The following is a 19421-nucleotide window of genomic DNA, read 5'->3' on the forward strand; positions in this document are numbered from 1 at the left end:
TATGCTGGACCTACCAAGACGGAAATGACAGAGAGGTAAGACTGATGATCCTGAACATTACCAGCAAACAAATGGAAATCACTGCGGCTATCCGCAACCATGTTGAAGACCGTCTCGCCAAGCTTGAAAAATGGCAAACCGACCTGATTAATCCCCATATTGTCCTGTCTAAAGAACCCAAAGAATTTGTGGCCGATGCCACCATCAATACGCCTAACGGGACGCTGGTGGCCAGTGCCAAACACGACGATATGTACACCGCTATCAACGATCTGATCGCCAAGCTCGAGCGCCAGCTGAATAAAGTACAGCATAAATCTGAAGCGCGCCGCGCCAGTGCCAGCGTGAAAGACATTATCCCTGCGGACGAACAATCCTGACCTGATTCGGTTAACGCGCCTGCGGGCGCGTTTTTTATTGACAGCTTTAAATCAGTACGGTTACTCTCAGAACAGACTTTTTCCGGACATACCTATGAAACATGACCTGTTTTTCTTCGCTTTCTTTTTTACCTTCCCCTGAACGGGAGGCCATTCGTCGTGTGAAAACGAAAGCGAAGACGAACAACAAAGCCTCCCAACCGGGAGGCTTTTTTATTGGACAGCTTACAGGTGAGCCTTATGAATCCCGACAATCCACTGCTGGCGCTACGCGATAAAATCAGCGCAGTTGATCAAAAACTCCTGACGCTTTTAGCCGAACGCCGCCTGCTGGCAGTGGAAGTTGCGCAGGCCAAACTGGCCACCCACCGCCCGATTCGCGACGTCGAACGTGAGCGCGCGCTGCTGGAAAACCTGATTGTGCTGGGCAAAGCGCATAATCTGGATGCGCATTACATCACCCGGCTGTTTCAGCTGGTGATCGAGGATTCGGTGTTAACCCAACAGGCGTTATTACAAAAAAACCTGAATCATCCTCATGCCCATGCGGCACGCATCGCCTTTCTCGGCCCCAAAGGCTCTTACTCGCATCTGGCGGCACGCAAATATGCCGCCCGTCATTTCGACAATATGGTTGAATGCGGTTGCCTGAAGTTTCATGACATAATTAAACAGGTAGAGAACGGCACCGCAGATTACGCGGTGATGCCGATTGAGAACACCAGTTCAGGTTCAATCAATGACGTTTACGATTTACTGCAGCAGACCAGCTTATCGATCGTCGGGGAAATGACGCTGCCGATTGACCACTGCGTACTGGTCAATGGCCCTACTGACTTGCAGCAGATCGAGACGGTCTACAGCCATCCTCAGCCATTCCAGCAGTGTAGCCAGTTCATTAACCGATTCCCGCACTGGAAAATCGAATATACCGAAAGCACCGCGGCAGCGATGGAGAAAGTCGCGGCGCTTAACTCACCGAAAGTGGCGGCGCTGGGCAGTGAAGCCGGCGGTGAACTTTACCAGTTGCAGGTGCTGGAGCGTAACCTGGCGAACCAGCAACAGAACCATACGCGCTTTATCGTGCTGGCACGCAAAGCGATCGACGTCTCTGATCAGGTTCCGGCCAAAACGACGCTGATCATGGCAACCGGTCAGCAGGCGGGTGCGCTGGTTGATGCCTTACTGGTGCTGCGCCAGCATAATCTGATCATGAGCAAGCTGGAGTCGCGGCCGATTAACGGCAATCCATGGGAAGAGATGTTTTATATCGACGTTCAGGGCAACCTGCAGTCGGAAAGAATGCAGCAGGCGCTGCAGGAGCTGCAGACCATGACCCGTTCACTGAAGGTGCTGGGCTGTTATCCCAGTGAGAATGTGGTGCCGGTCGAACCGGGAGAATAGACAAAAAAGGCATCCCGCGGGATGCCTTTCTGTTTAAGGACGACTGTCGTTCGCCGACCGCAATAAGCTGCGACTTTCAACCAGGAAGCGCTTCGCGTGATCGCCAAACCAGTGTTCGACCCGATTGAAGCTGGCGATAAATGCCTGCTTATCCCCCTGTTCCAGCAAGGCAATCGCCTCGCCGAAGCGCTGGTAATAACGCTTAATCAGCGCCAGGTTGCTCTCTGATGACATGATGATGTCAGCGTAGAGTTGCGGGTCTTGGGCAAATAATCGGCCGACCATTGCCAGCTCCAGCCGGTAGATCGGTGACGACAGCGCCAGCAGCTGATCGAGGTTAACGTTCTCTTCCGCTAAGTGCAGGCCGTAAGCAAAGGTTGCGAAGTGACGCAGCGCCTGAATGAATGCCATATTCTGATCGTGCTCAACCGCACTGATACGGTGTAAGCGCGCGCCCCAGACCTGAATCTGCTCCAGAAACCACTGATAGGCTTCGGGCTGACGACCGTCACACCAGACCACCACCTGTTTTGCCAGGCTGCCGCTGTCCGGGCCAAACATCGGGTGCAGACCCAGCACCGGCCCGCTATGAGCAGCCAGCATCGCCTGCAATGGCCGGTTCTTCACCGACGCCAGATCGACCAGGATACAATCTTCTGGCAGCGGCGGCAGTTGGGCAATCACCTGTTCGGTTAAGTGAATCGGTACGCTGATGATCACCATGCCGGCATCGCTGAGTAAACTCTCCGCCTGTGGCCAGTCATCTTTATCCAGCGTTTTCACCGTATAGCCCGACAGCCGTAGCATTTTCTCAAACAGCCGCCCCATCTGACCATTACCGCCAACGATCACCACTGGCCGCAGTTCAGGACATAACGTTTTGAAGCCTTTGTCATTCTCGCTGGTATAGGATTCGCGCATCACCCGACGCAGCACATCCTCAATCAGATCCGGCGGGACACCGAGCGCTTCCGCTTCTTTACGGCGTGAGGCCAGCATAGAGGCCTCACGCTCAGGGACATAAATCGGCAGTCCATAACGGCTCTTGACTTCGCCCACCTCGGCGACCAGTTCAAGCCGTCTGGCCAGCAGGTCAAGCAGCGCCTTATCGACACTATCAATTTGATCGCGTAACGCGCTTAGTTCAGCCACCATTGCTCTTACACCTCGTGTGACAGACGCGCCGACAGCACTCCCTGCAGATCCTGATGCATCTCACGCAGTAACGTTTCAGTGACGTCCCAGTTGATGCAGGCATCGGTGACAGAGACGCCATATTTCATTTCACTGCGAGGCTGCTCAGAAGACTGGTTACCTTCATTGATATGGCTTTCCAACATCAAACCAATAATTGAACGGTTTCCATCTTTGATCTGGGCGATAGCGGATTCCGCTACGCCAGGCTGACGACGGTAGTCTTTATTAGAGTTACCATGGCTGCAATCTATCATTAAGGCCGGACGCAGTCCCGCCTTGAGCATCTCTTTTTCACATTGCGTAACATCTTCCGGACCGTAGTTAGGCGCTTTGCCGCCGCGCAGAATGACGTGTCCATCCGGATTGCCCTGCGTCTGCAGCAGGCAAACCTGCCCCGCCTGATTGATGCCGACAAAGCGGTGCGGCATTGACGCTGCACGCATTGCATTAATCGCGGTGCCCAGGCTGCCGTCGGTGCCATTTTTGAAGCCCACCGGCATCGACAGACCAGAGGCCATTTCACGGTGCGTCTGCGATTCAGTGGTACGCGCCCCGATGGCTGACCAGCTGAACAGATCGCCAAGGTACTGCGGGCTATTAGGATCCAGCGCTTCTGTCGCCAGCGGTAACCCCATTTCAACCAGGTTCACTAGCAGCTTACGGGCAATGTGCAGGCCCGCTTCCATATCGAATGAGTTATCCATGTAAGGATCGTTGATCAACCCTTTCCAGCCGACGGTGGTACGGGGTTTTTCAAAGTAGACGCGCATCACGAGATACAGCTGATCCTTCAGCTGTTCAGACAGAGTTTGCAAACGACGAGCATAATCCAGAGCCGCTTCGGTATCGTGGATTGAACAAGGTCCGCACACCACCAGCAGGCGCGGATCGCGGCCGGCAATGATATCGGAGATAGTCTGACGAGAGGCAGCAACCTGCGCCTGTTGCTCAGCGGTCAGCGGAAATTTTGCTTTCAGCTCTTCCGGGGTAATAAGTACCTGCTCGTCGGCGATATGCACATTGTTCAGCGCGTCTTTTTGCATGATGGCGATCCTTTTTGCTCGTGTATGCGGTCATGGGATCCTCATGGAGGATGGAGCACACTGTATCACAGCGAATACACGATACAACTCTAAACGTACACTTTTATTACCACCACAATCAGACGTTACGCCATAAATAAAAAATATCGATTTATATCAGTTAATTAAGACAAATCTTCCTTTTAGCATCGTTATTTATTTGTACACTTTAGTTTACACAAGGAAGTGTTGTATTCCCGCACGTTGCTGGCAGAATGAAGTCATTAACCTGACGACTCCCGAGCGTGTTATGCCACAGACCGCTGCAGACATTCACCTGCGCCCTTTTACCCTCAACGACATAGACACATTCACCCACGCAGTTAACGCTTCGCTGGAAAGCCTGATGCCGTGGATGCCCTGGGCACACCCGGATTATCAGCCACACGAAGCGGAAAGCTGGATCCGCTTCACCCACTGGCAACGACTTAAGGGGGAGGCAGAGGAATTTGCCATCGTTGATCAATACGATCGCCTGCTCGGGGGTGCCGGTATCCGGTTCGCTCGTCATCCCGGCGATTTCAGCGCGTTAGGCTACTGGGTACGCAGCGATGCACAACGTCAGGGAATCGCCAGCCAGGCCGTGATGGCATTGCTGACGCTGGGCTTCTCACGGCCTGAGACGCGCGGCATTGAGATTCTGGCGGCCGAGGAGAATCTGGCCAGTCGGGCGGTGGCAGAGAAATGTGGCGGTGAGTTTATTGGCTGCCGCTACGGGCTGATTGTGCTGGAAAATGGCGCGGTGAATACGGCGATTTACCATTTTCCGCGACCGGATGCCGACGAATTATCATCTTTGGTTGGGCATTAAGATAAAAAAAGGGGCTGGCATCACGCCAACCCCTTGTTTGCTATTAACTTTTAGATGTCGCGTTAGCGATACCTTAGTTAAGACGCTCTTTAATACGAGCAGACTTACCAGTACGCTCACGCAGGTAGTACAGTTTGGCTTTACGCACAGCGCCACGACGTTTGACAGTGATGCTGTCAATAACCGGCGAGTGAGTCTGGAATACACGCTCAACGCCTTCGCCGTTAGAAATTTTGCGAACAGTGAATGCAGAGTGCAGACCGCGGTTACGAATAGCGATAACCACGCCCTCGAATGCCTGCAGACGTTTTTTAGAACCTTCAACGACCCATACTTTCACTTCCACGGAATCACCCGGGCGGAAGGAAGGTACGTCCTGTTTCATCTGCTCTTGTTCAATTTGCTTGATAATGTTGCTCATAATTAAATCTCATATCCTGGGTAAACTGATAGTCGGGGAAGATCACTCTTCCACATCATCGTTTTGTTGCTGATGAAATTCCCGCTGGAACTCACTTAGCAACCTTGCTTGCTCTTCAGTCAGAGCCAGGTTTTCCAGAAGTTCAGGTCTTCTCAGCCAGGTACGGCCTAGCGACTGCTTCAGGCGCCAACGGCGAATATCAGCATGGTTGCCTGACAGTAATACTGCCGGAACCTCCACACCGTCTAACACTTCAGGTCGGGTATAGTGCGGACAGTCCAGCAGTCCCTCCGAGAACGAATCCTCTTCGGCTGACGCCTGCTTGCCGAGTACGCCGGGAATAAACCGGGCGACTGCGTCAATCATCGTCATCGCTGGCAGTTCCCCGCCGCTGAGGACGTAATCACCGATTGACCATTCTTCGTCAATTTCGGCGTGGATTACGCGCTCATCTATCCCTTCATAACGGCCACAGACCAGAATTAACTTGTCCCGTGCCGCCAGTTCGCAAACGCCCTGTTGGTCCAGTTTGCGCCCCTGAGGTGAAAGATATATCACCCTGGCCCCATCACCTGCCGCTGCTTTCGCTGCGGAGATGGCATCCCTTAAGGGTTGTACCATCATCAGCATTCCCGGTCCGCCGCCGTATGGACGATCGTCTACGGTACGGTGCCGGTCGTGCGTGAAGTCACGAGGACTCCAGCTTTGAATGCTGAGCAGACCGTTTTTTACTGCCCGGCCAGTTACCCCGTAATCGGTAATAGCGCGAAACATCTCTGGAAACAGGCTAATTACACCAATCCACATTGTCTTCGCCGTTACGTTACCGTTCGATTCGGAGATCAAAAACCAGGATCCCAATCTACTTCAATGACGCCAGTAGAGAGATCGACTTTCCTGATAACCTGTTCATCAAGAAACGGAATTAACCGCTCCTGCACACCGAACGCATCCTTCAGGTTTGCCTTAACGACGAGAACGTCGTTCGAGCCGGTTTCCATCATATCGATGACTTTGCCCATCTCGTAGCCGTCGAGGTTAACCACCTGGCAACCCATAAGGTCTTTCCAGTAGTAGTCACCCTCTTCCAGCGATGGCAACTGCGTCGAGTCAACCTGAATTTCGCAATTGGTTAACTGAGCCGCCGCATCCCGATCGTCAACGCCTTTGACTTTGATGATCAGGTCCTGATTATGGTGCTTCCAACTCTCCAGTTCGATCTGCTGCCATTTACCGGCGCGCTGGATAAACCAGGGTTGGTAGTCGAAGATGCTTTCAGCGTCTTCAGTGGAGGAAAACACTTTGAGCCAGCCGCGAATACCGTAGGCGGCTCCCATTTTACCCAACACCAGTGGGTTAACGGGAGGCTGTGCGGCAAGTTGTCTGCTCATGCTCACCACCGTGACAGATTAAGCTGCTTTCTTAGCTTCTTTGACCAGCGCGTTAACGCGATCAGAGAGCGTTGCGCCCTGGCCAACCCAGTGCTCGATACGATCCAGGTCCAGACGCAGACCTTCAGCCTGACCAGATGCGATCGGGTTGAAGAAACCAACGCGCTCGATGAAACGACCGTTGCGTGCATTGCGGCTGTCAGTAACGACGACCTGATAGAACGGACGCTTTTTAGCGCCGTGACGTGCCAAACGAATTGTTACCATAACATCCTCTTCAGTTAATAAAACACCCGGCCCCCATCGAGGAACGGGGTCCGGGTGCTGTATAAAAAGCCCGAAAATTTTACTCATTTTGGCGCAAAAAGCAACCTAAACCGCGTCCTTTCGGGCTTTTTTGTGGAACACTTAGCGTCCAGGGAAACCTGGCGGCATCATACCTTTCATGCCGCGCATCATTTTCGCCATTCCGCCCTTCTTCATTTTCTTCATCATACGCTGCATGTCGTCGAACTGCTTCAGTAAGCGGTTAACGTCCTGCACCTGCATACCGGAGCCGGTTGCAATACGGCGCTTGCGCGAGCCTTTGATGATTTCTGGCTTCTGGCGCTCTTTGCGCGTCATCGAGTTGATGATCGCTTCCATGCGCACCAGCACCTTGTCATCCATCTGTGACTTCACATTATCCGGCAGCTGCCCCATGCCTGGCAGTTTGCCCATCAGGCTGGCCATGCCGCCCATGTTACGCATCTGCTTCAGCTGCTCAAGGAAGTCATTGAGGTCGAAACCGTCACCGGTTTTCAGCTTCTTCGCCAGCTTCTCCGCCTGATCGCGGTCAACCTTGCTTTCGATATCTTCGATCAGCGACAGCACATCGCCCATACCGAGGATACGCGAAGCGATACGCTCCGGATAGAACGGCTCCAGTGCCTCGGTCTTCTCACCGACACCCATGAACTTAATCGGTTTGCCGGTGATATGACGAATCGACAGCGCCGCACCACCACGCGCATCACCATCCACTTTGGTCAGGATAACCCCGGTGAGCGGCAGCGCTTCGTTAAAGGCTTTGGCGGTATTCGCCGCATCCTGACCGGTCATGGCATCGACCACAAACAGCGTTTCTACCGGATTAATCGCGGCATGAACCTGCTTGATTTCGTCCATCATCGCTTCGTCAACGTGCAGACGACCCGCGGTATCCACCAGCAGGACATCGTAAAACTTCAGGCGTGCTTCGCGCAGCGCATTGTTAACGATGTCGACCGGCTTCTGGCTCAGATCGGATGGACAGAAGTCCACGCCCACCTGCTGCGCCAGCGTTTCAAGCTGTTTGATTGCCGCCGGACGATAAACGTCGGCAGAAACCACTAACACTTTCTTTTTATGCTTCTCACGCAGGAACTTACCCAGCTTACCGACGCTGGTGGTTTTACCCGCACCCTGCAGGCCGGCCATCAGCACCACGGCTGGCGGCTGCGCAGCCAGATCCAGCGCATTGTTTTCTGCGCCCATCGCCGCAACCAGTTCGTTACGGACGATCTTGATAAACTCCTGACCTGGCGTCAGGCTTTTGTTGACATCGTGCCCAACCGCGCTCTCTTTCACGCGATTAATGAAGTCACGCACCACCGGCAGCGCAACGTCTGCCTCCAGCAGTGCCATGCGAACTTCACGCAGGGTCTCTTTGATGTTCTCTTCAGTCAGCCTTCCGCGGCCGCTGATGTTGCGCAGGGTTTGCGACAAACGATCGGTTAAATTATCAAACATGGTCTCTCACTTAAAAAGATCGCGAGGCGCCTGATCGGCAGAATGCGGCGGATTATAACACGAAGCCTCAGCGATCTCTGCAATTGACCCTCAGATCGTTTGGTGCCAGCTGCGGCTGGCGCTATACTGCCGTTTTCCTTATCTGACTGATACCCGAAAGGATCTATGTTCGTTTTCGCGATAGTGGCGCTGTTCGCCTACTCCCTTAGTCTTGCACTGATCATTCCCAGCCTGTTGAAACGTAACGGCGGCTGGCGGCGAATGGCGATGCTCTCTGCCTGCGTCGCGTTGATTACTCACGCGGTGGCCTTGCAGCAACGGATTTTTGCCGTCGACAGTGGGCAGAACTTAAGCCTGCTCAATATCGGCTCGCTGGTCAGTCTGTTGATCTGTGCCATCATGACCATTGTGGCGTCCCGCAACCGTGGCTGGTTACTGCTGCCGATTGTTTATAGCTTCGCGCTGATTAACCTCGCCTTTGCCACTTTTGTGCCCAATGCGTTTATCACCCACCTGGAAACCACGCCCGGCATGATGATTCATATCGGCCTCTCGCTGTTTGCCTACGCGACGCTGATCATCGCGGCGCTGTATGCGCTGCAGCTGGCGTGGATCGATTATCAGCTGAAAAACAAGCGACTGACCTTTACCCAGGATATGCCGCCGCTGCTGACGATTGAACGCAAAATGTTTCACATCACCCAGGTCGGCGTAGTATTGCTGACGCTGGTGCTGTGTACCGGCCTGTTTTACATGCAGGATCTGTTCAGCGCGGAAAACGTCGATAAAGCGGTGCTCTCCATCATCGCCTGGTTTGTCTATATCGTTTTGCTGTGGGGGCACTATCATGAAGGTTGGCGTGGACGTCGTGTGGTGTGGTTTAACTGCAGCGGCGCATTGTTATTAACCATGGCCTACTTTGGCAGTCGCATCCTACAGCACCTGCTTATCCCTGCCTCTCGTTAAAAAGGAAGTTTTGCGTTGGAACATGTTTCAACCACCACGCTGATTGTTACGCTGATCATCATGGTGCTGGTTTCGGCTTATTTTTCCGGCTCTGAAACCGGCATGATGACTCTCAATCGCTACAAGCTGCGCCATCAGGCTAAAAATGGTCACCGCGCTGCCCGTCGCGTCGAAAAATTGCTGCGTCGCCCCGACCGCCTGATTAGCCTGGTGCTGATCGGCAATAACCTGGTCAACATTCTTGCTTCCGCCCTCGGTACCATCGTCGGGATGCGCCTCTACGGTGATGCCGGTGTCGCCATCGCCACCGGTGTTCTGACCTTCGTGGTGCTGGTGTTTGCCGAAGTATTACCGAAAACCGTGGCGGCGCTCTACCCGGAAAAAGTCGCCTATCCCAGTAGTTTTCTGCTGGCTCCGTTGCAGTACATCATGTTGCCGCTGGTCTGGTTACTGAACACCATTACCCGACTGCTGATGCGGATGGTAGGTATTCGCACTGACGGTTCAATCAACTCGGCGCTAAGCAAAGAAGAGCTGCGTACCATCGTTTACGAATCGCGTAACCTGATATCACGCCGCAATCAGGACATGCTGTTGTCCGTCCTCGATCTCGAAAAGGTCAATGTGGATGACATCATGGTGCCGCGTAATGAGATTGTCGGCATCAACATCAACGATGACTGGAAGTCGGTAGTGCGCCAGTTAAGTCATTCGCCACACGGCCGCATCGTGCTGTTCCGCGATTCGCTGGATGACTGCGTCGGCATGCTGCGGGTGCGTGAAGCCTGGCGCATGATGACCGAGAAAAAAGAGTTCACCAAAGAGACGCTGCTGCGCGCTGCCGATGAGATCTATTACATCCCGGAAGGCACGCCGCTCAACACCCAACTGGTGAAGTTTCAGCGCAATAAGAAGAAAGCCGGACTGGTGGTCGATGAGTATGGCGATATCAAAGGACTGGTGACGATAGAGGATATCCTGGAAGAGATCGTCGGCGATTTCACCACCTCGATGTCGCCCTCGCTGGCTGAAGAAGTGATGCCGCAGAATGACGGCTCAGTGCTGGTTGAAGGCAGCGCCAACGTGCGTGAAATCAACAAGGCGTTTAACTGGCATCTGCCGGAGCAGGAAGCCCGCACCATCAATGGCATGCTGCTGGAAGCGCTGGAGGAGATTCCTGAGGTGAAAACCCGGGTGCAAATCAGTCAGTACAATATCGACATTCTTGATGTGCAGGACAACATGATTAAGCAGGTCCGCATCACACCGACCACGCCGTTAAAGAAATCCATCGGCTCTTAAGCCATAAAAAAACGCCGCGATGATGCGGCGTTTTTTTTAGCTGATAAGTCCTGACTAGATGTGCAGTTCTTTCAGCTTCTCAGCAGGCAGTTTCAGATCTTCGTTGCGGTTAACACCGATATCATGCGCCAGCACGTTGCGGGCGATCTGCTGCGCTTCTTCCAGCGAGTGCAGCTTGTAGCTGCCGCACTGGTATTCGTTCAGCTCAGGGATCTGGTTCTGATCTTTAACTTTCAGAACGTCTTCCATCGCCCCTTTCCACGCTTTTGCTACGCGCTGCTCGTCTGGCGTACCAATCAGGCTCATGTAGAAACCAGTACGGCAACCCATTGGCGAGATATCAACGATTTCAACGCCGTCACCGTTCAGGTGGTTACGCATGAAACCGGCAAACAGGTGCTCCAGCGTATGAATGCCACGCTCAGTGAGGATATCAATGTTCGGGCGGCAAAAACGCAGGTCAAAAACGGTAATCGTATCGCCATGCGGAGTCTTCATGGTTTTCGCAACGCGTACGGCGGGTGCGCCCATGATAGTGTGATCAACGGTAAAACTGTCCAGTAGTGGCATACGTCACCTCCTGTTTTAAGAATTTTTTTTAAAACGATGAAACTTTTCTGTTCGCCCAACGTCTGAATATATGAAAGACGCGCATTTGTTATCATCATCCCTGACAACAGAGATGTTAATTTGGCCACATTGATGTGGCCTTTTTCTTTTCTACCCTTCCCGGCTCGCCAGATAAGCTTCAAAATCCAGCTTGTCATCGGCTTCCAGCGCCTGTTGTGCCGCTACAGATTCCTTCGCCTGACGGCTGAAATCATCTTCGGTTAATACTTCCAGCTGCTCTTCACACAGCAGATGGCGATACTGTTCCGCCAACGCCACGCCGGTACCGGTGACACCATTGTCCTTCATCGCCTGAAGGATACGCGCCGAATAGGTTAGCTCAGGATCGTCAAACGATGCCACCAGTTGATCGCAAACTTGTTGATATTGCGTGCTGCCCTGGTTGTTGCTGTCTAAAACTTCCGCCACCCGACGCAGATCGGCAAACAGTGTCTTACCGACTTCAACCAGCGAATGCTCCGCCTCGCCACAGCCGACCGCAATTTTCTGATCCGGTTTACGCCCTTCCAGCACCACCCGGTTCCAGTTTTTACGGGTACACTGCAGTTCATCCGCACTCATCTCCGGTGCGTCAGCCAGCGTACACCAAATCAGGAACAGGTCGAGGAAGCGCACCTGGTTTTCGTCCACACCAATCGCCGAGAAGGGATTAATATCCAGCGAGCGTACTTCGATGTACTCAATTCCGCCACGCAGCAGCGCGTCAGAAGGCGCTTCACCCGAGCGCGTTACGCGCTTCGGCCGGATAGGTGCATAGAGTTCATTTTCAATCTGCAGCACGTTGGTGTTGAGCTGCAGCCAGTTGCCATCGGCATCTTTGGTGCCCATCTCAGCATACTCTTCCGACGGCGTCTTGATCGCTTTCTTCAGCGCAGTGACATAGCCTTCCAGTGAATTGAAGGTAATGCCCAGCGCGCTCTGAGATTTGTTGGTATAGCCCAAATCGCTCAGACGCAGCGAGGTGGCATACGGCAGCCACAGGGTATCTTTATCGTTGGTTTCGAACGGCAGCGCGCTCTCGCGCCCCTGCAGGAAGCTGGAACTGATGGCAGGCGACGCCCCGAACAGATACGGGATCACCCAGCCAAAACGATAATAGTTACGGATCAATCGCAGATAGCCGGCAGAGATGGTCTCTTTCCCGCTTTCCTTATCTTTCACATCAGCCCATTCCTGCCAGAAAGAGAGCGGCAGCGAGAAGTTGTAGTGAATGCCTGAAATAGTCTGCATCAGCGCGCCGTAGCGGTTTTTCAGCCCCTGACGGTACAGCGTTTTCATCTGGCCAATATTCGATTTTCCGTACTGCGCCAGTTCAATCTTGTTCGCATCGTCAATCTCGCACGGCATGCTAAAGGGCCACATACGCTCTTCGCCGAGTTCACGGGCGACGTGACGATGGATGTCACGCAGGAAGGCCAGCATGTGATCGATGCTGTGATCCACCGGCGTAATGAACTCCAGCAGCGTTTCGGCAAAGTCGGTAGTAATCCAGTCGTGCTTCAGCGCCGAGCCCAGTGATTCGGGGTGGCCACTTTCCGCCAGCTTACCGTCTGCCTGCACGCGCAACGTTTCACGTTCGATGCCACGGCCGATACCCTTGAGGGCATCAGGATGCGCTTCCAGCCAGGAGAGCGCTTTAGATACGTCCGGGATCACATTAACCTCCCGCTGTGAGAATAATTTATTTTTGTTCAGCATAATGTTAACCGTAGCCTCGAATCTGTGCGAATCAATGCCACCATTGCATTCCCTGTAAAGTGGCGGTCGCGATAACGATATAACGCAGCGTTTTACCGACAGCGAGAAACAACATCGCCGGTAACCAGGCGAAGCGTAACCAGCCTGCAAGCACGCAGAGCAGATCACCTATCACCGGCAACCAACTTAATAACAGCGCTGCAGGTCCTAGTCGGTGCAACCACGTTATTGCTGTGTCATGCCATCGCCCCTGACGTTTTAACGGCAGCAAGCGACCAAGAAAAATGTTGGTTAAGCCGCCCAAGGTGTTTCCCAGTGATGCGGCCAAAAGCAACCCATAAACTGACGTCTTTTTTGCAATCAATAGTGCTATCAGCAGTGCTTCAGAGCTTCCTGGCAGGAGCGTCGCACTTAAAAAACTGCTGCCGAACAATGAGGCATAGGCGAGCAACTCACTCACAGTAAGCGCACGTCCACCACATCCATTCCTGCCGCTTTCGCCGCCTGAACGCCAAAATCTGCATCTTCGAAAACCACACAGCGCTCTGGCGCCACGCCCATCAGTTCGGCGCAGCGTAAGAAAGTGTCAGGTTCAGGTTTATGCCGCTGTACGTCGTCAGCGCCAACCACGGCGGAGAACAGCTCACGCACGCCCAGCTGCGTCAGTAACGCATCCGCCATGCTGTGTTCACTGCCGGTGCCAACCGCCATCGGACGACGGCCATGATAAGCCTTCACCACCTCCATCAGAGGAAGCGGCTGAACATTTTCCAGCAGCATGGCTTTCACCGCAGCGGTTTTTTCGGCGGCAAGACGATGAGGATCGTGAGACGACTGATTCGTTTCAATGATGAACTGCGCCAGTCGCCAGGTTGGAGCACCGTTAAAGCCGACAATTCGCGCTTCATCCAGCGTCATTCCATAACGCGCCAGTACCTGACGCCACGCTTTTCGATGTGTCGGCTCAGTATCCAGAATGGTGCCGTCCATATCGAAAATCAGGGCGTCGTATTGATCGTACATAGTCACTCCGGACCTCCAACAAATGAGCCATTACTTTAGCCTAATGTGCACAGGTTGTCGCCAGGGGGGATGAACAGCAAATGCTTTGAAAGCATTAGCAATTTTTCTTTTCAGATAAAGGTGATCGTCTGCGACCGGCAATAAACGTACGAAATTGCAGCATTTTTTGACCACCGAGGTTAAATCGGACCCGGCTGGCATCAATGAAACGCCCGCAACAGAAAAGCAGGTTTAAGCATTAACAGCCTGTAGAGAGAATCAGGTCAGACAGCGTGTCAGTCGGCTCGATAATGTGATTGAGGTTGAGATCAAACGGGAGCAGCAGGATGAGAAATGCAGAGGGTACGTTTAGCAGGATGAATTCGTGCAGGCCGTTGCTGAAGCAACGTTATGCTCGTTAGTACAGCCTGAACGATGAGAACGCTATGACACACTGAGGGGGTTTTTGATATCGAAAGAAATGGTGCATCCAGGAGGATTCGAACCTCCGACCGCTCGGTTCGTAGCCGAGTACTCTATCCAGCTGAGCTATGGATGCATTGAAAATCTGGGGGAGTTACGGAGCAGGTTGCTAACCGGCAAAACAGCAAAATGAAGAGTGCATCGCGGATAATCTCTCAGCTTACGCGTTGCCCTGCGGGCCGTTGCTGAGACAACGTTATCCTCGTAAGTGCTGTCGGAACGCTTTCACGTTATGACACACCGAGGCACTTCTCCATATTCGAAAATATGGTGCATCCAGGAGGATTCGAACCTCCGACCGCTCGGTTCGTAGCCGAGTACTCTATCCAGCTGAGCTATGGATGCATTGGAGAATTACTTTTTATGGACTTTCAGAAATCAACCTGGGAATGATACGAAGAATGGTGCATCCAGGAGGATTACTCAGCTTTCGCTTCGCCCTGCGGGCCGTTGCTGAAGCAACGTTATCCTCCTTAGTGCAGTCTGACGATTTTCACGCTATGACACACTGAGGCACTTTCCATACCCGAAGATATGGTGCATCCAGGAGGATTCGAACCTCCGACCGCTCGGTTCGTAGCCGAGTACTCTATCCAGCTGAGCTATGGATGCATTAGTTTAATTCTTGTACAACGCAGGGTGCTAACTACTCACCATGAAAGGAATTGCTAGTTCACTTTGTTTTTATTCCGATGGTGCATCCAGGAGGATTCGAACCTCCGACCGCTCGGTTCGTAGCCGAGTACTCTATCCAGCTGAGCTATGGATGCATCGGAAATGGCGGTGAGGGAGGGATTCGAACCCTCGATACAGCTTTTGACCGTATACTCCCTTAGCAGGGGAGCGCCTTCAGCCTCTCGGCCACCTCACCTTACGCGTTCTTCCGAACTGCGCCGCTGAACTTTGTTTCCGCTCATCGGCACTGCGTGGCGCACATATTACTTTCCCGCACTTATAAGTCAAACAATTTTTCCGAAGGTTTGTTTGATTGAACAAATGACAGTCAATTGGAACAAAATGACGGCAAAAAGAGTGAATTATCAACAATGAAAGATGATGCAGTTAACAAAAAAGGGAATAAGGGGAACAAAAGAAAAAGGGGGGAATCGGTCGATAAAGCGGTAGCGCCTCGCACAGGTGCGAGACGCTGAATCCGTTAAACGCTGGTTTGTTGCGTTTTTTCAGCCTGGATGCGTTGATAGATCTCTTCGCGATGCACAGACACTTCTTTCGGAGCGTTAACCCCGATGCGAACCTGGTTACCTTTAACACCCAGCACCGTTACAGTCACCTCATCACCGATCATGAGGGTTTCACCAACTCGACGAGTTAGAATAAGCATTCTTTGCTCCTTGAAAGATTAAAAGAGTCGGGCTTGTACAGGCTCCCGGCATTATCCATCATTTAACGCTGCACAATGAGTATGACAAATACACCAATGCACATCGATGCGCTAATACATTCTGCTGATAGTTAGTTTAGCCGAAATACACTACATCAACCTGACTTTGTCATTTGCTACTCTGACACTGTATGAAAAAGCGCCGGAACAACCGTTCTGACGCTTTATACGATGCCTTGTTTTAATTCACTTACAGACGGCTGCTGACCCAGTCCTCAACCCCTGCTAACGCGCCTTTCAGGGCCGCCGCATCGGTTCCGCCAGCCTGCGCCATATCCGGACGTCCACCGCCCTTGCCGCCGACCTGCTGCGCCAGACCGGCAATCAGCTCACCGGCTTTAACCCGGTCAGTCAGATCTTTGGTCACGCCAGCAATTAACGACACTTTACCTTCCGCAACCGTCGCTAACACAATGATGGCCGAACCCAGCTGGTTTTTCAGGTCATCCACCATGGTACGCAACATTTTCGGCTCAACGTTAGTCAGCTCACTGACCAGCAGCTTCACGCCTTTCACGTCGATAGCATTGCTGCTCAGAGAAGCACTCTCCTGCGCCGCTTGCTGATCGCGCAGTTGCTGCAACTCTTTCTCCAGCGACCGTACGTGATCCACCAGACCGCGTACTTTTTCATTCAGGTTACTGCTGTTGGCTTTCACCAGCTGCGCCAGATCGTGCAGCTGGCTGCTTTGGGCATTGACCTGCGCCAGCGCACCTTCGCCGGTAATCGCTTCAATACGACGAATACCCGCCGCAGTGCCCGATTCAGACTGAATACGGAACAGGCCGATGTCACCGGTGCGCGCCGCGTGCGTGCCGCCGCACAGCTCAACCGAGAAATCACCCATGGTCAGAACGCGCACGCGCTGATCATATTTCTCGCCAAACAGCGCCATAGCGCCTTTAGATTTCGCCGCCTCGAGATCCATCACGTCGGTTTCAACCGGCAAGTTGCGGCGAATCTGCGCGTTGACAATATCTTCGACCTGGCGAATCTCCTGAGGTTTCATCGCTTCGAAATGTGAGAAGTCGAAACGCAGGTATTTGTCGTTAACCAGAGACCCTTTCTGCGCGACATGCTCACCTAATACCTGACGCAGTGCGGCATGCAATAAGTGGGTTGCAGAGTGGTTAAGACGGATACGCGCCCGGCGTGCCGCATCAACTTTTGCTTCAAGGCGATCGCCGATACGTAACTGCCCTGCCGTCAGCTTACCGATATGACCAATTGCCTGACCATATTTTTGTGTGTCCTGAACGCTAAATTCAGCATTCTTCCCTGTCAGCACGCCGGTATCACCGACCTGACCGCCCGATTCGCCATAAAATGGCGTTTCATCCAGCACCACAACCGCTTCCTGGCCTGGGGTGACTTCATTCACCGACTCGCCCGCCACGTACAGTGCTTTCACCGTCGCGGCTAAATCCAGCTGATCGTAGCCTTTGAACGAGGACGCCGCATCGATACGAATAACGTTGCTGTAATCCGCTCCGAAGCCACTCGCTTCACGGGCGCGCTGGCGCTGTTGCTCCATCGCCTGCTCGAAGCCCGCTTCGTCGATCTTCAGATTGCGCTCGCGGCAGACATCAGCCGTCAGGTCAGCCGGGAAGCCAAAGGTATCGTACAGACGGAACACCGTTTCGCCATCCAGCGTATCGCCCTGCAGTTTCGCCAGCTCTTCGTCCAGCAGCGCTAAGCCGCGCTCCAGGGTCTTCGCGAATTGCTCTTCTTCGCTTTTCAGCACCTGCTCAACCTGAGCCTGCTGACGCTGTAACTCTTCACCGGCCGAACCCATCACCTCAACCAGCGGCGCGACCAGCTTATAGAAGAATGCGTCTTTTGCGCCCAGCATGTTGCCATGACGTACGGCACGACGAATGATGCGTCGCAGCACGTATCCGCGGTTCTCATTCGACGGGATCACGCCATCGGCAATCAGGAAGGCACAGGAGCGGATATGATCGGCAATCACGCGCAGTGATTTGTTGCTCAGATCGGTGGCTCCGGTCACCTGCGCTACCGCCTGGATCAGTTTCTGGAACAGGTCGATTTCATAGTTAGAGTTGACGTGTTGCAGTACGGCAGTAATGCGCTCAAGGCCCATGCCGGTATCAACCGACGGTTTCGGCAGCGGCAGCATGGTGCCATCCGCCTGACGATTGAACTGCATGAAGACGATGTTCCAGATCTCAATGTAGCGGTCGCCATCCTCTTCCGGGCTGCCTGGCGGTCCACCCCAGATGTGATCGCCGTGATCGTAGAAAATTTCGCTGCAGGGACCACAAGGACCGGTGTCGCCCATCTGCCAGAAGTTATCTGACGCGTAAGCACCGCCTTTATTGTCACCGATGCGGATAATGCGCTCGTGCGGCACGCCAATCTCGTTGGCCCAGATGGCATAAGCCTCATCATCGGTTTCATATACCGTGACCCACAGACGCTCTTTTGGCAGGCCGAACCACTGCTCGCTCGTCAACAGTTCCCAGGCAAAAGCGATTGCCTCTTTCTTGAAGTAGTCACCAAAGCTGAAATTACCCAGCATTTCAAAGAAAGTGTGGTGACGCGCGGTGTAGCCAACATTTTCAAGATCGTTGTGTTTGCCACCGGCACGCACGCAGCGCTGTGACGTGGTCGCACGCGAGTAATCACGCTTGTCCTGGCCGAGGAACACATCTTTGAACTGGTTCATTCCGGCGTTGGTAAACAGCAACGTCGGATCGTTATTCGGTACGAGGGAGCTGCTGGTTACAACCTGATGTCCCTTGCTATGAAAAAAGTCGAGAAACGCTTGACGGATCTCAGCAGTGCTCTTGCTCATATATATCCTGGAATCACGCTAACGAACGTTCCATCTTTTCCGCGATGCCACATCCTGGCGGCGCCTGATTAGAGGAACAAAAAGTGGGAATAAGATAAATTTTCTTCAGTGGGAAGTAAAATTACATCGGCTTTTAGTCGTCAAAATTTCTGAAAACGGACTGAATATCTTCGCTCATGAAGCCTTTTGACTGTAGATAGCGTAGTACTTTGGCTTTCTCTTTCCATTCTTTCGGTAACGGGTGACCGAATTTACGTTCAGCCAGCTGGGCAGCACAGGCGGACCAGTCCACCTCGGTCTCTTCCATCGCAATATCAATCGCCTCGCGATCGATCCCCTTCTGCGCCAGTTCCAGACGTACCCGCTGTGAACCAAAACCTTTACGGCTGCGGCTCTGAATAAAACGTTCAGTGAAACGCGCGTCGTTTAGCCAGCCATTTTCCTGGCACCAGTTGAGCACTTTTTCCAGCAGCTCTTCGGTGATGATTTCTGGCTCTTTCTGCTGTGCCCACGCCGCACGCTGCGCCGACTGTTGCAGCTTGCGGGCTAATTCGGCACGGCTGTGATCGCGCTGCCCAAGAATGCGCATCGCACGGTCAAGCAGACGAGAAAAAGAGACAATGTTGGGTTGGGGCTGGGATTGTTCAGACATACTGCGCACCTT

20 protein-coding genes, 5 tRNA genes and 1 other annotated feature are annotated in these 19421 nt (G+C 53.1%); of the genes, 6 read left to right on the forward strand and 19 right to left on the reverse strand.

Annotated elements, in window-relative coordinates:
* Window positions 1-44 precede the first annotated feature (44 nt).
* From raiA to pheA, 3 genes are all read left to right on the forward strand, one after another.
* The gene (gene raiA / locus AC6I8D_RS15435) at window positions 45-380 is read left to right on the forward strand and encodes a ribosome-associated translation inhibitor RaiA (protein WP_312057274.1); all 336 of its coding nucleotides are present in this window, start codon (window positions 45-47) and stop codon (window positions 378-380) included.
* A gap of 93 nt (window positions 381-473) precedes the next feature.
* Window positions 474-598 (forward strand) — a sequence feature (Phe leader region).
* On the forward strand, window positions 475-522 hold the full coding sequence (gene pheL / locus AC6I8D_RS15440) for a pheA operon leader peptide PheL (protein ID WP_193387678.1): 48 nt from the start codon (window positions 475-477) through the stop codon (window positions 520-522). Its footprint overlaps the feature before it by 48 nt.
* Before the next feature lie 22 nt (window positions 599-620).
* Window positions 621-1784: a bifunctional chorismate mutase/prephenate dehydratase gene (gene pheA / locus AC6I8D_RS15445; protein ID WP_312760597.1), complete on the forward strand. Its 1164-nt coding sequence runs from the start codon at window positions 621-623 to the stop codon at window positions 1782-1784.
* A gap of 33 nt (window positions 1785-1817) precedes the next feature.
* On the opposite strand, the gene tyrA is transcribed toward pheA, so the two are convergent.
* The gene (tyrA, locus tag AC6I8D_RS15450) at window positions 1818-2939 is read right to left on the reverse strand and encodes a bifunctional chorismate mutase/prephenate dehydrogenase (protein ID WP_312057277.1); all 1122 of its coding nucleotides are present in this window, start codon (window positions 2937-2939) and stop codon (window positions 1818-1820) included.
* Window positions 2940-2944: 5 nt separating this feature from the next.
* Window positions 2945-4024, reverse strand: coding sequence for a 3-deoxy-7-phosphoheptulonate synthase (locus tag AC6I8D_RS15455; RefSeq protein ID WP_031374780.1), 1080 nt, complete (start codon window positions 4022-4024; stop codon window positions 2945-2947).
* A 289-nt stretch (window positions 4025-4313) separates the two neighbouring features.
* On the opposite strand from AC6I8D_RS15455, the gene AC6I8D_RS15460 reads away from it, so the two are divergent.
* The gene (locus AC6I8D_RS15460) at window positions 4314-4874 is read left to right on the forward strand and encodes a GNAT family N-acetyltransferase (protein WP_497820433.1); all 561 of its coding nucleotides are present in this window, start codon (window positions 4314-4316) and stop codon (window positions 4872-4874) included.
* 73 nt (window positions 4875-4947) lie between these two features.
* Here the strand turns inward: AC6I8D_RS15460 and rplS are convergent, their stop codons facing one another.
* The 5 genes from rplS to ffh all read right to left on the reverse strand — a co-directional run bounded on the left by rplS (window position 4948) and on the right by ffh (window position 8456).
* Window positions 4948-5295, reverse strand: a complete 348-nt coding sequence (gene rplS, locus AC6I8D_RS15465; RefSeq protein WP_031374778.1) for a 50S ribosomal protein L19 — start codon at window positions 5293-5295, stop codon at window positions 4948-4950.
* 42 nt (window positions 5296-5337) lie between these two features.
* Complete coding sequence (gene trmD, locus AC6I8D_RS15470; RefSeq protein WP_031374777.1) at window positions 5338-6102, reverse strand: tRNA (guanosine(37)-N1)-methyltransferase TrmD; 765 nt, start codon at window positions 6100-6102, stop codon at window positions 5338-5340.
* 35 nt (window positions 6103-6137) lie between these two features.
* A complete protein-coding gene (gene rimM / locus AC6I8D_RS15475) occupies window positions 6138-6686 on the reverse strand; it encodes a ribosome maturation factor RimM (RefSeq protein ID WP_046289605.1) in 549 nt (182 codons plus the stop codon).
* A gap of 18 nt (window positions 6687-6704) precedes the next feature.
* Window positions 6705-6953 (reverse strand): 30S ribosomal protein S16, encoded by a 249-nt coding sequence (gene rpsP / locus AC6I8D_RS15480; RefSeq protein WP_003849041.1) that lies wholly within the window; start codon window positions 6951-6953, stop codon window positions 6705-6707.
* Between the two features lie 141 nt (window positions 6954-7094).
* On the reverse strand, window positions 7095-8456 hold the full coding sequence (gene ffh / locus AC6I8D_RS15485) for a signal recognition particle protein (protein ID WP_312057280.1): 1362 nt from the start codon (window positions 8454-8456) through the stop codon (window positions 7095-7097).
* A 165-nt stretch (window positions 8457-8621) separates the two neighbouring features.
* Here ffh and AC6I8D_RS15490 point away from each other — a divergent pair, with 165 nt between their 5' ends.
* Together AC6I8D_RS15490 and AC6I8D_RS15495 are read left to right on the forward strand one after the other, a co-directional pair.
* Entirely contained in the window at window positions 8622-9422 is an 801-nt protein-coding gene (locus AC6I8D_RS15490) for a cytochrome C assembly family protein (RefSeq protein ID WP_312057281.1), read from the forward strand.
* A 15-nt stretch (window positions 9423-9437) separates the two neighbouring features.
* Window positions 9438-10724 carry an HlyC/CorC family transporter gene (locus tag AC6I8D_RS15495; protein WP_312057283.1) on the forward strand — a complete coding sequence of 429 codons (1287 nt, stop codon included), beginning with the start codon at window positions 9438-9440 and terminating at the stop codon, window positions 10722-10724.
* Between the two features lie 54 nt (window positions 10725-10778).
* On the opposite strand, the gene luxS is transcribed toward AC6I8D_RS15495, so the two are convergent.
* The 12 genes from luxS to AC6I8D_RS15555 all read right to left on the reverse strand — a co-directional run bounded on the left by luxS (window position 10779) and on the right by AC6I8D_RS15555 (window position 19409).
* Entirely contained in the window at window positions 10779-11294 is a 516-nt protein-coding gene (gene luxS / locus AC6I8D_RS15500; RefSeq protein ID WP_312057284.1) for an S-ribosylhomocysteine lyase, read from the reverse strand.
* Between the two features lie 150 nt (window positions 11295-11444).
* Window positions 11445-13052: a glutamate--cysteine ligase gene (gshA, locus tag AC6I8D_RS15505; RefSeq protein WP_312057286.1), complete on the reverse strand. Its 1608-nt coding sequence runs from the start codon at window positions 13050-13052 to the stop codon at window positions 11445-11447.
* A gap of 31 nt (window positions 13053-13083) precedes the next feature.
* Entirely contained in the window at window positions 13084-13512 is a 429-nt protein-coding gene (locus tag AC6I8D_RS15510) for a YqaA family protein (RefSeq protein ID WP_312057288.1), read from the reverse strand.
* A complete protein-coding gene (gene yqaB, locus AC6I8D_RS15515; protein WP_312760589.1) occupies window positions 13509-14075 on the reverse strand; it encodes a fructose-1-phosphate/6-phosphogluconate phosphatase in 567 nt (188 codons plus the stop codon). Before yqaB ends, AC6I8D_RS15510 begins: the two co-directional genes overlap by 4 nt.
* Before the next feature lie 461 nt (window positions 14076-14536).
* Window positions 14537-14613 (reverse strand) — tRNA-Arg (locus AC6I8D_RS15520).
* A 192-nt stretch (window positions 14614-14805) separates the two neighbouring features.
* A tRNA-Arg gene (locus AC6I8D_RS15525) sits at window positions 14806-14882 on the reverse strand.
* Between the two features lie 190 nt (window positions 14883-15072).
* Window positions 15073-15149 (reverse strand) — tRNA-Arg (locus AC6I8D_RS15530).
* An 81-nt stretch (window positions 15150-15230) separates the two neighbouring features.
* Window positions 15231-15307, reverse strand: a tRNA-Arg gene (locus AC6I8D_RS15535).
* An 8-nt stretch (window positions 15308-15315) separates the two neighbouring features.
* Window positions 15316-15408: transfer RNA gene (locus AC6I8D_RS15540), tRNA-Ser, on the reverse strand.
* Between the two features lie 285 nt (window positions 15409-15693).
* Window positions 15694-15879, reverse strand: coding sequence for a carbon storage regulator CsrA (gene csrA, locus AC6I8D_RS15545; protein WP_008927091.1), 186 nt, complete (start codon window positions 15877-15879; stop codon window positions 15694-15696).
* A gap of 250 nt (window positions 15880-16129) precedes the next feature.
* Window positions 16130-18757: an alanine--tRNA ligase gene (alaS, locus tag AC6I8D_RS15550; RefSeq protein WP_312760587.1), complete on the reverse strand. Its 2628-nt coding sequence runs from the start codon at window positions 18755-18757 to the stop codon at window positions 16130-16132.
* Window positions 18758-18890: 133 nt separating this feature from the next.
* Window positions 18891-19409 carry a regulatory protein RecX gene (locus tag AC6I8D_RS15555; protein ID WP_312760585.1) on the reverse strand — a complete coding sequence of 173 codons (519 nt, stop codon included), beginning with the start codon at window positions 19407-19409 and terminating at the stop codon, window positions 18891-18893.
* Between the last annotated feature and the right edge of the window lie 12 nt (window positions 19410-19421).

Source organism: Pantoea sp. X-Soil-MYKO-1785, from assembly GCF_059730675.1.

Coding starts and splice junctions, on each gene's coding strand:
- AC6I8D_RS15460 (WP_497820433.1), top strand. CDS start 4,314: ATGCCACAGACCGCTGCAGACATTCACCTGCGCCCTTTTACCCTCAAC.
- trmD (WP_031374777.1), bottom strand. CDS start 6,102: ATGTGGATTGGTGTAATTAGCCTGTTTCCAGAGATGTTTCGCGCTATT.
- rimM (WP_046289605.1), bottom strand. CDS start 6,686: ATGAGCAGACAACTTGCCGCACAGCCTCCCGTTAACCCACTGGTGTTG.
- AC6I8D_RS15555 (WP_312760585.1), bottom strand. CDS start 19,409: ATGTCTGAACAATCCCAGCCCCAACCCAACATTGTCTCTTTTTCTCGT.
- AC6I8D_RS15490 (WP_312057281.1), top strand. CDS start 8,622: ATGTTCGTTTTCGCGATAGTGGCGCTGTTCGCCTACTCCCTTAGTCTT.
- yqaB (WP_312760589.1), bottom strand. CDS start 14,075: ATGTACGATCAATACGACGCCCTGATTTTCGATATGGACGGCACCATT.
- gshA (WP_312057286.1), bottom strand. CDS start 13,052: ATGCTGAACAAAAATAAATTATTCTCACAGCGGGAGGTTAATGTGATC.
- rplS (WP_031374778.1), bottom strand. CDS start 5,295: ATGAGCAACATTATCAAGCAAATTGAACAAGAGCAGATGAAACAGGAC.
- tyrA (WP_312057277.1), bottom strand. CDS start 2,939: ATGGTGGCTGAACTAAGCGCGTTACGCGATCAAATTGATAGTGTCGAT.
- pheA (WP_312760597.1), top strand. CDS start 621: ATGAATCCCGACAATCCACTGCTGGCGCTACGCGATAAAATCAGCGCA.
- rpsP (WP_003849041.1), bottom strand. CDS start 6,953: ATGGTAACAATTCGTTTGGCACGTCACGGCGCTAAAAAGCGTCCGTTC.
- raiA (WP_312057274.1), top strand. CDS start 45: ATGATCCTGAACATTACCAGCAAACAAATGGAAATCACTGCGGCTATC.
- csrA (WP_008927091.1), bottom strand. CDS start 15,879: ATGCTTATTCTAACTCGTCGAGTTGGTGAAACCCTCATGATCGGTGAT.
- alaS (WP_312760587.1), bottom strand. CDS start 18,757: ATGAGCAAGAGCACTGCTGAGATCCGTCAAGCGTTTCTCGACTTTTTT.
- AC6I8D_RS15455 (WP_031374780.1), bottom strand. CDS start 4,024: ATGCAAAAAGACGCGCTGAACAATGTGCATATCGCCGACGAGCAGGTA.
- ffh (WP_312057280.1), bottom strand. CDS start 8,456: ATGTTTGATAATTTAACCGATCGTTTGTCGCAAACCCTGCGCAACATC.
- luxS (WP_312057284.1), bottom strand. CDS start 11,294: ATGCCACTACTGGACAGTTTTACCGTTGATCACACTATCATGGGCGCA.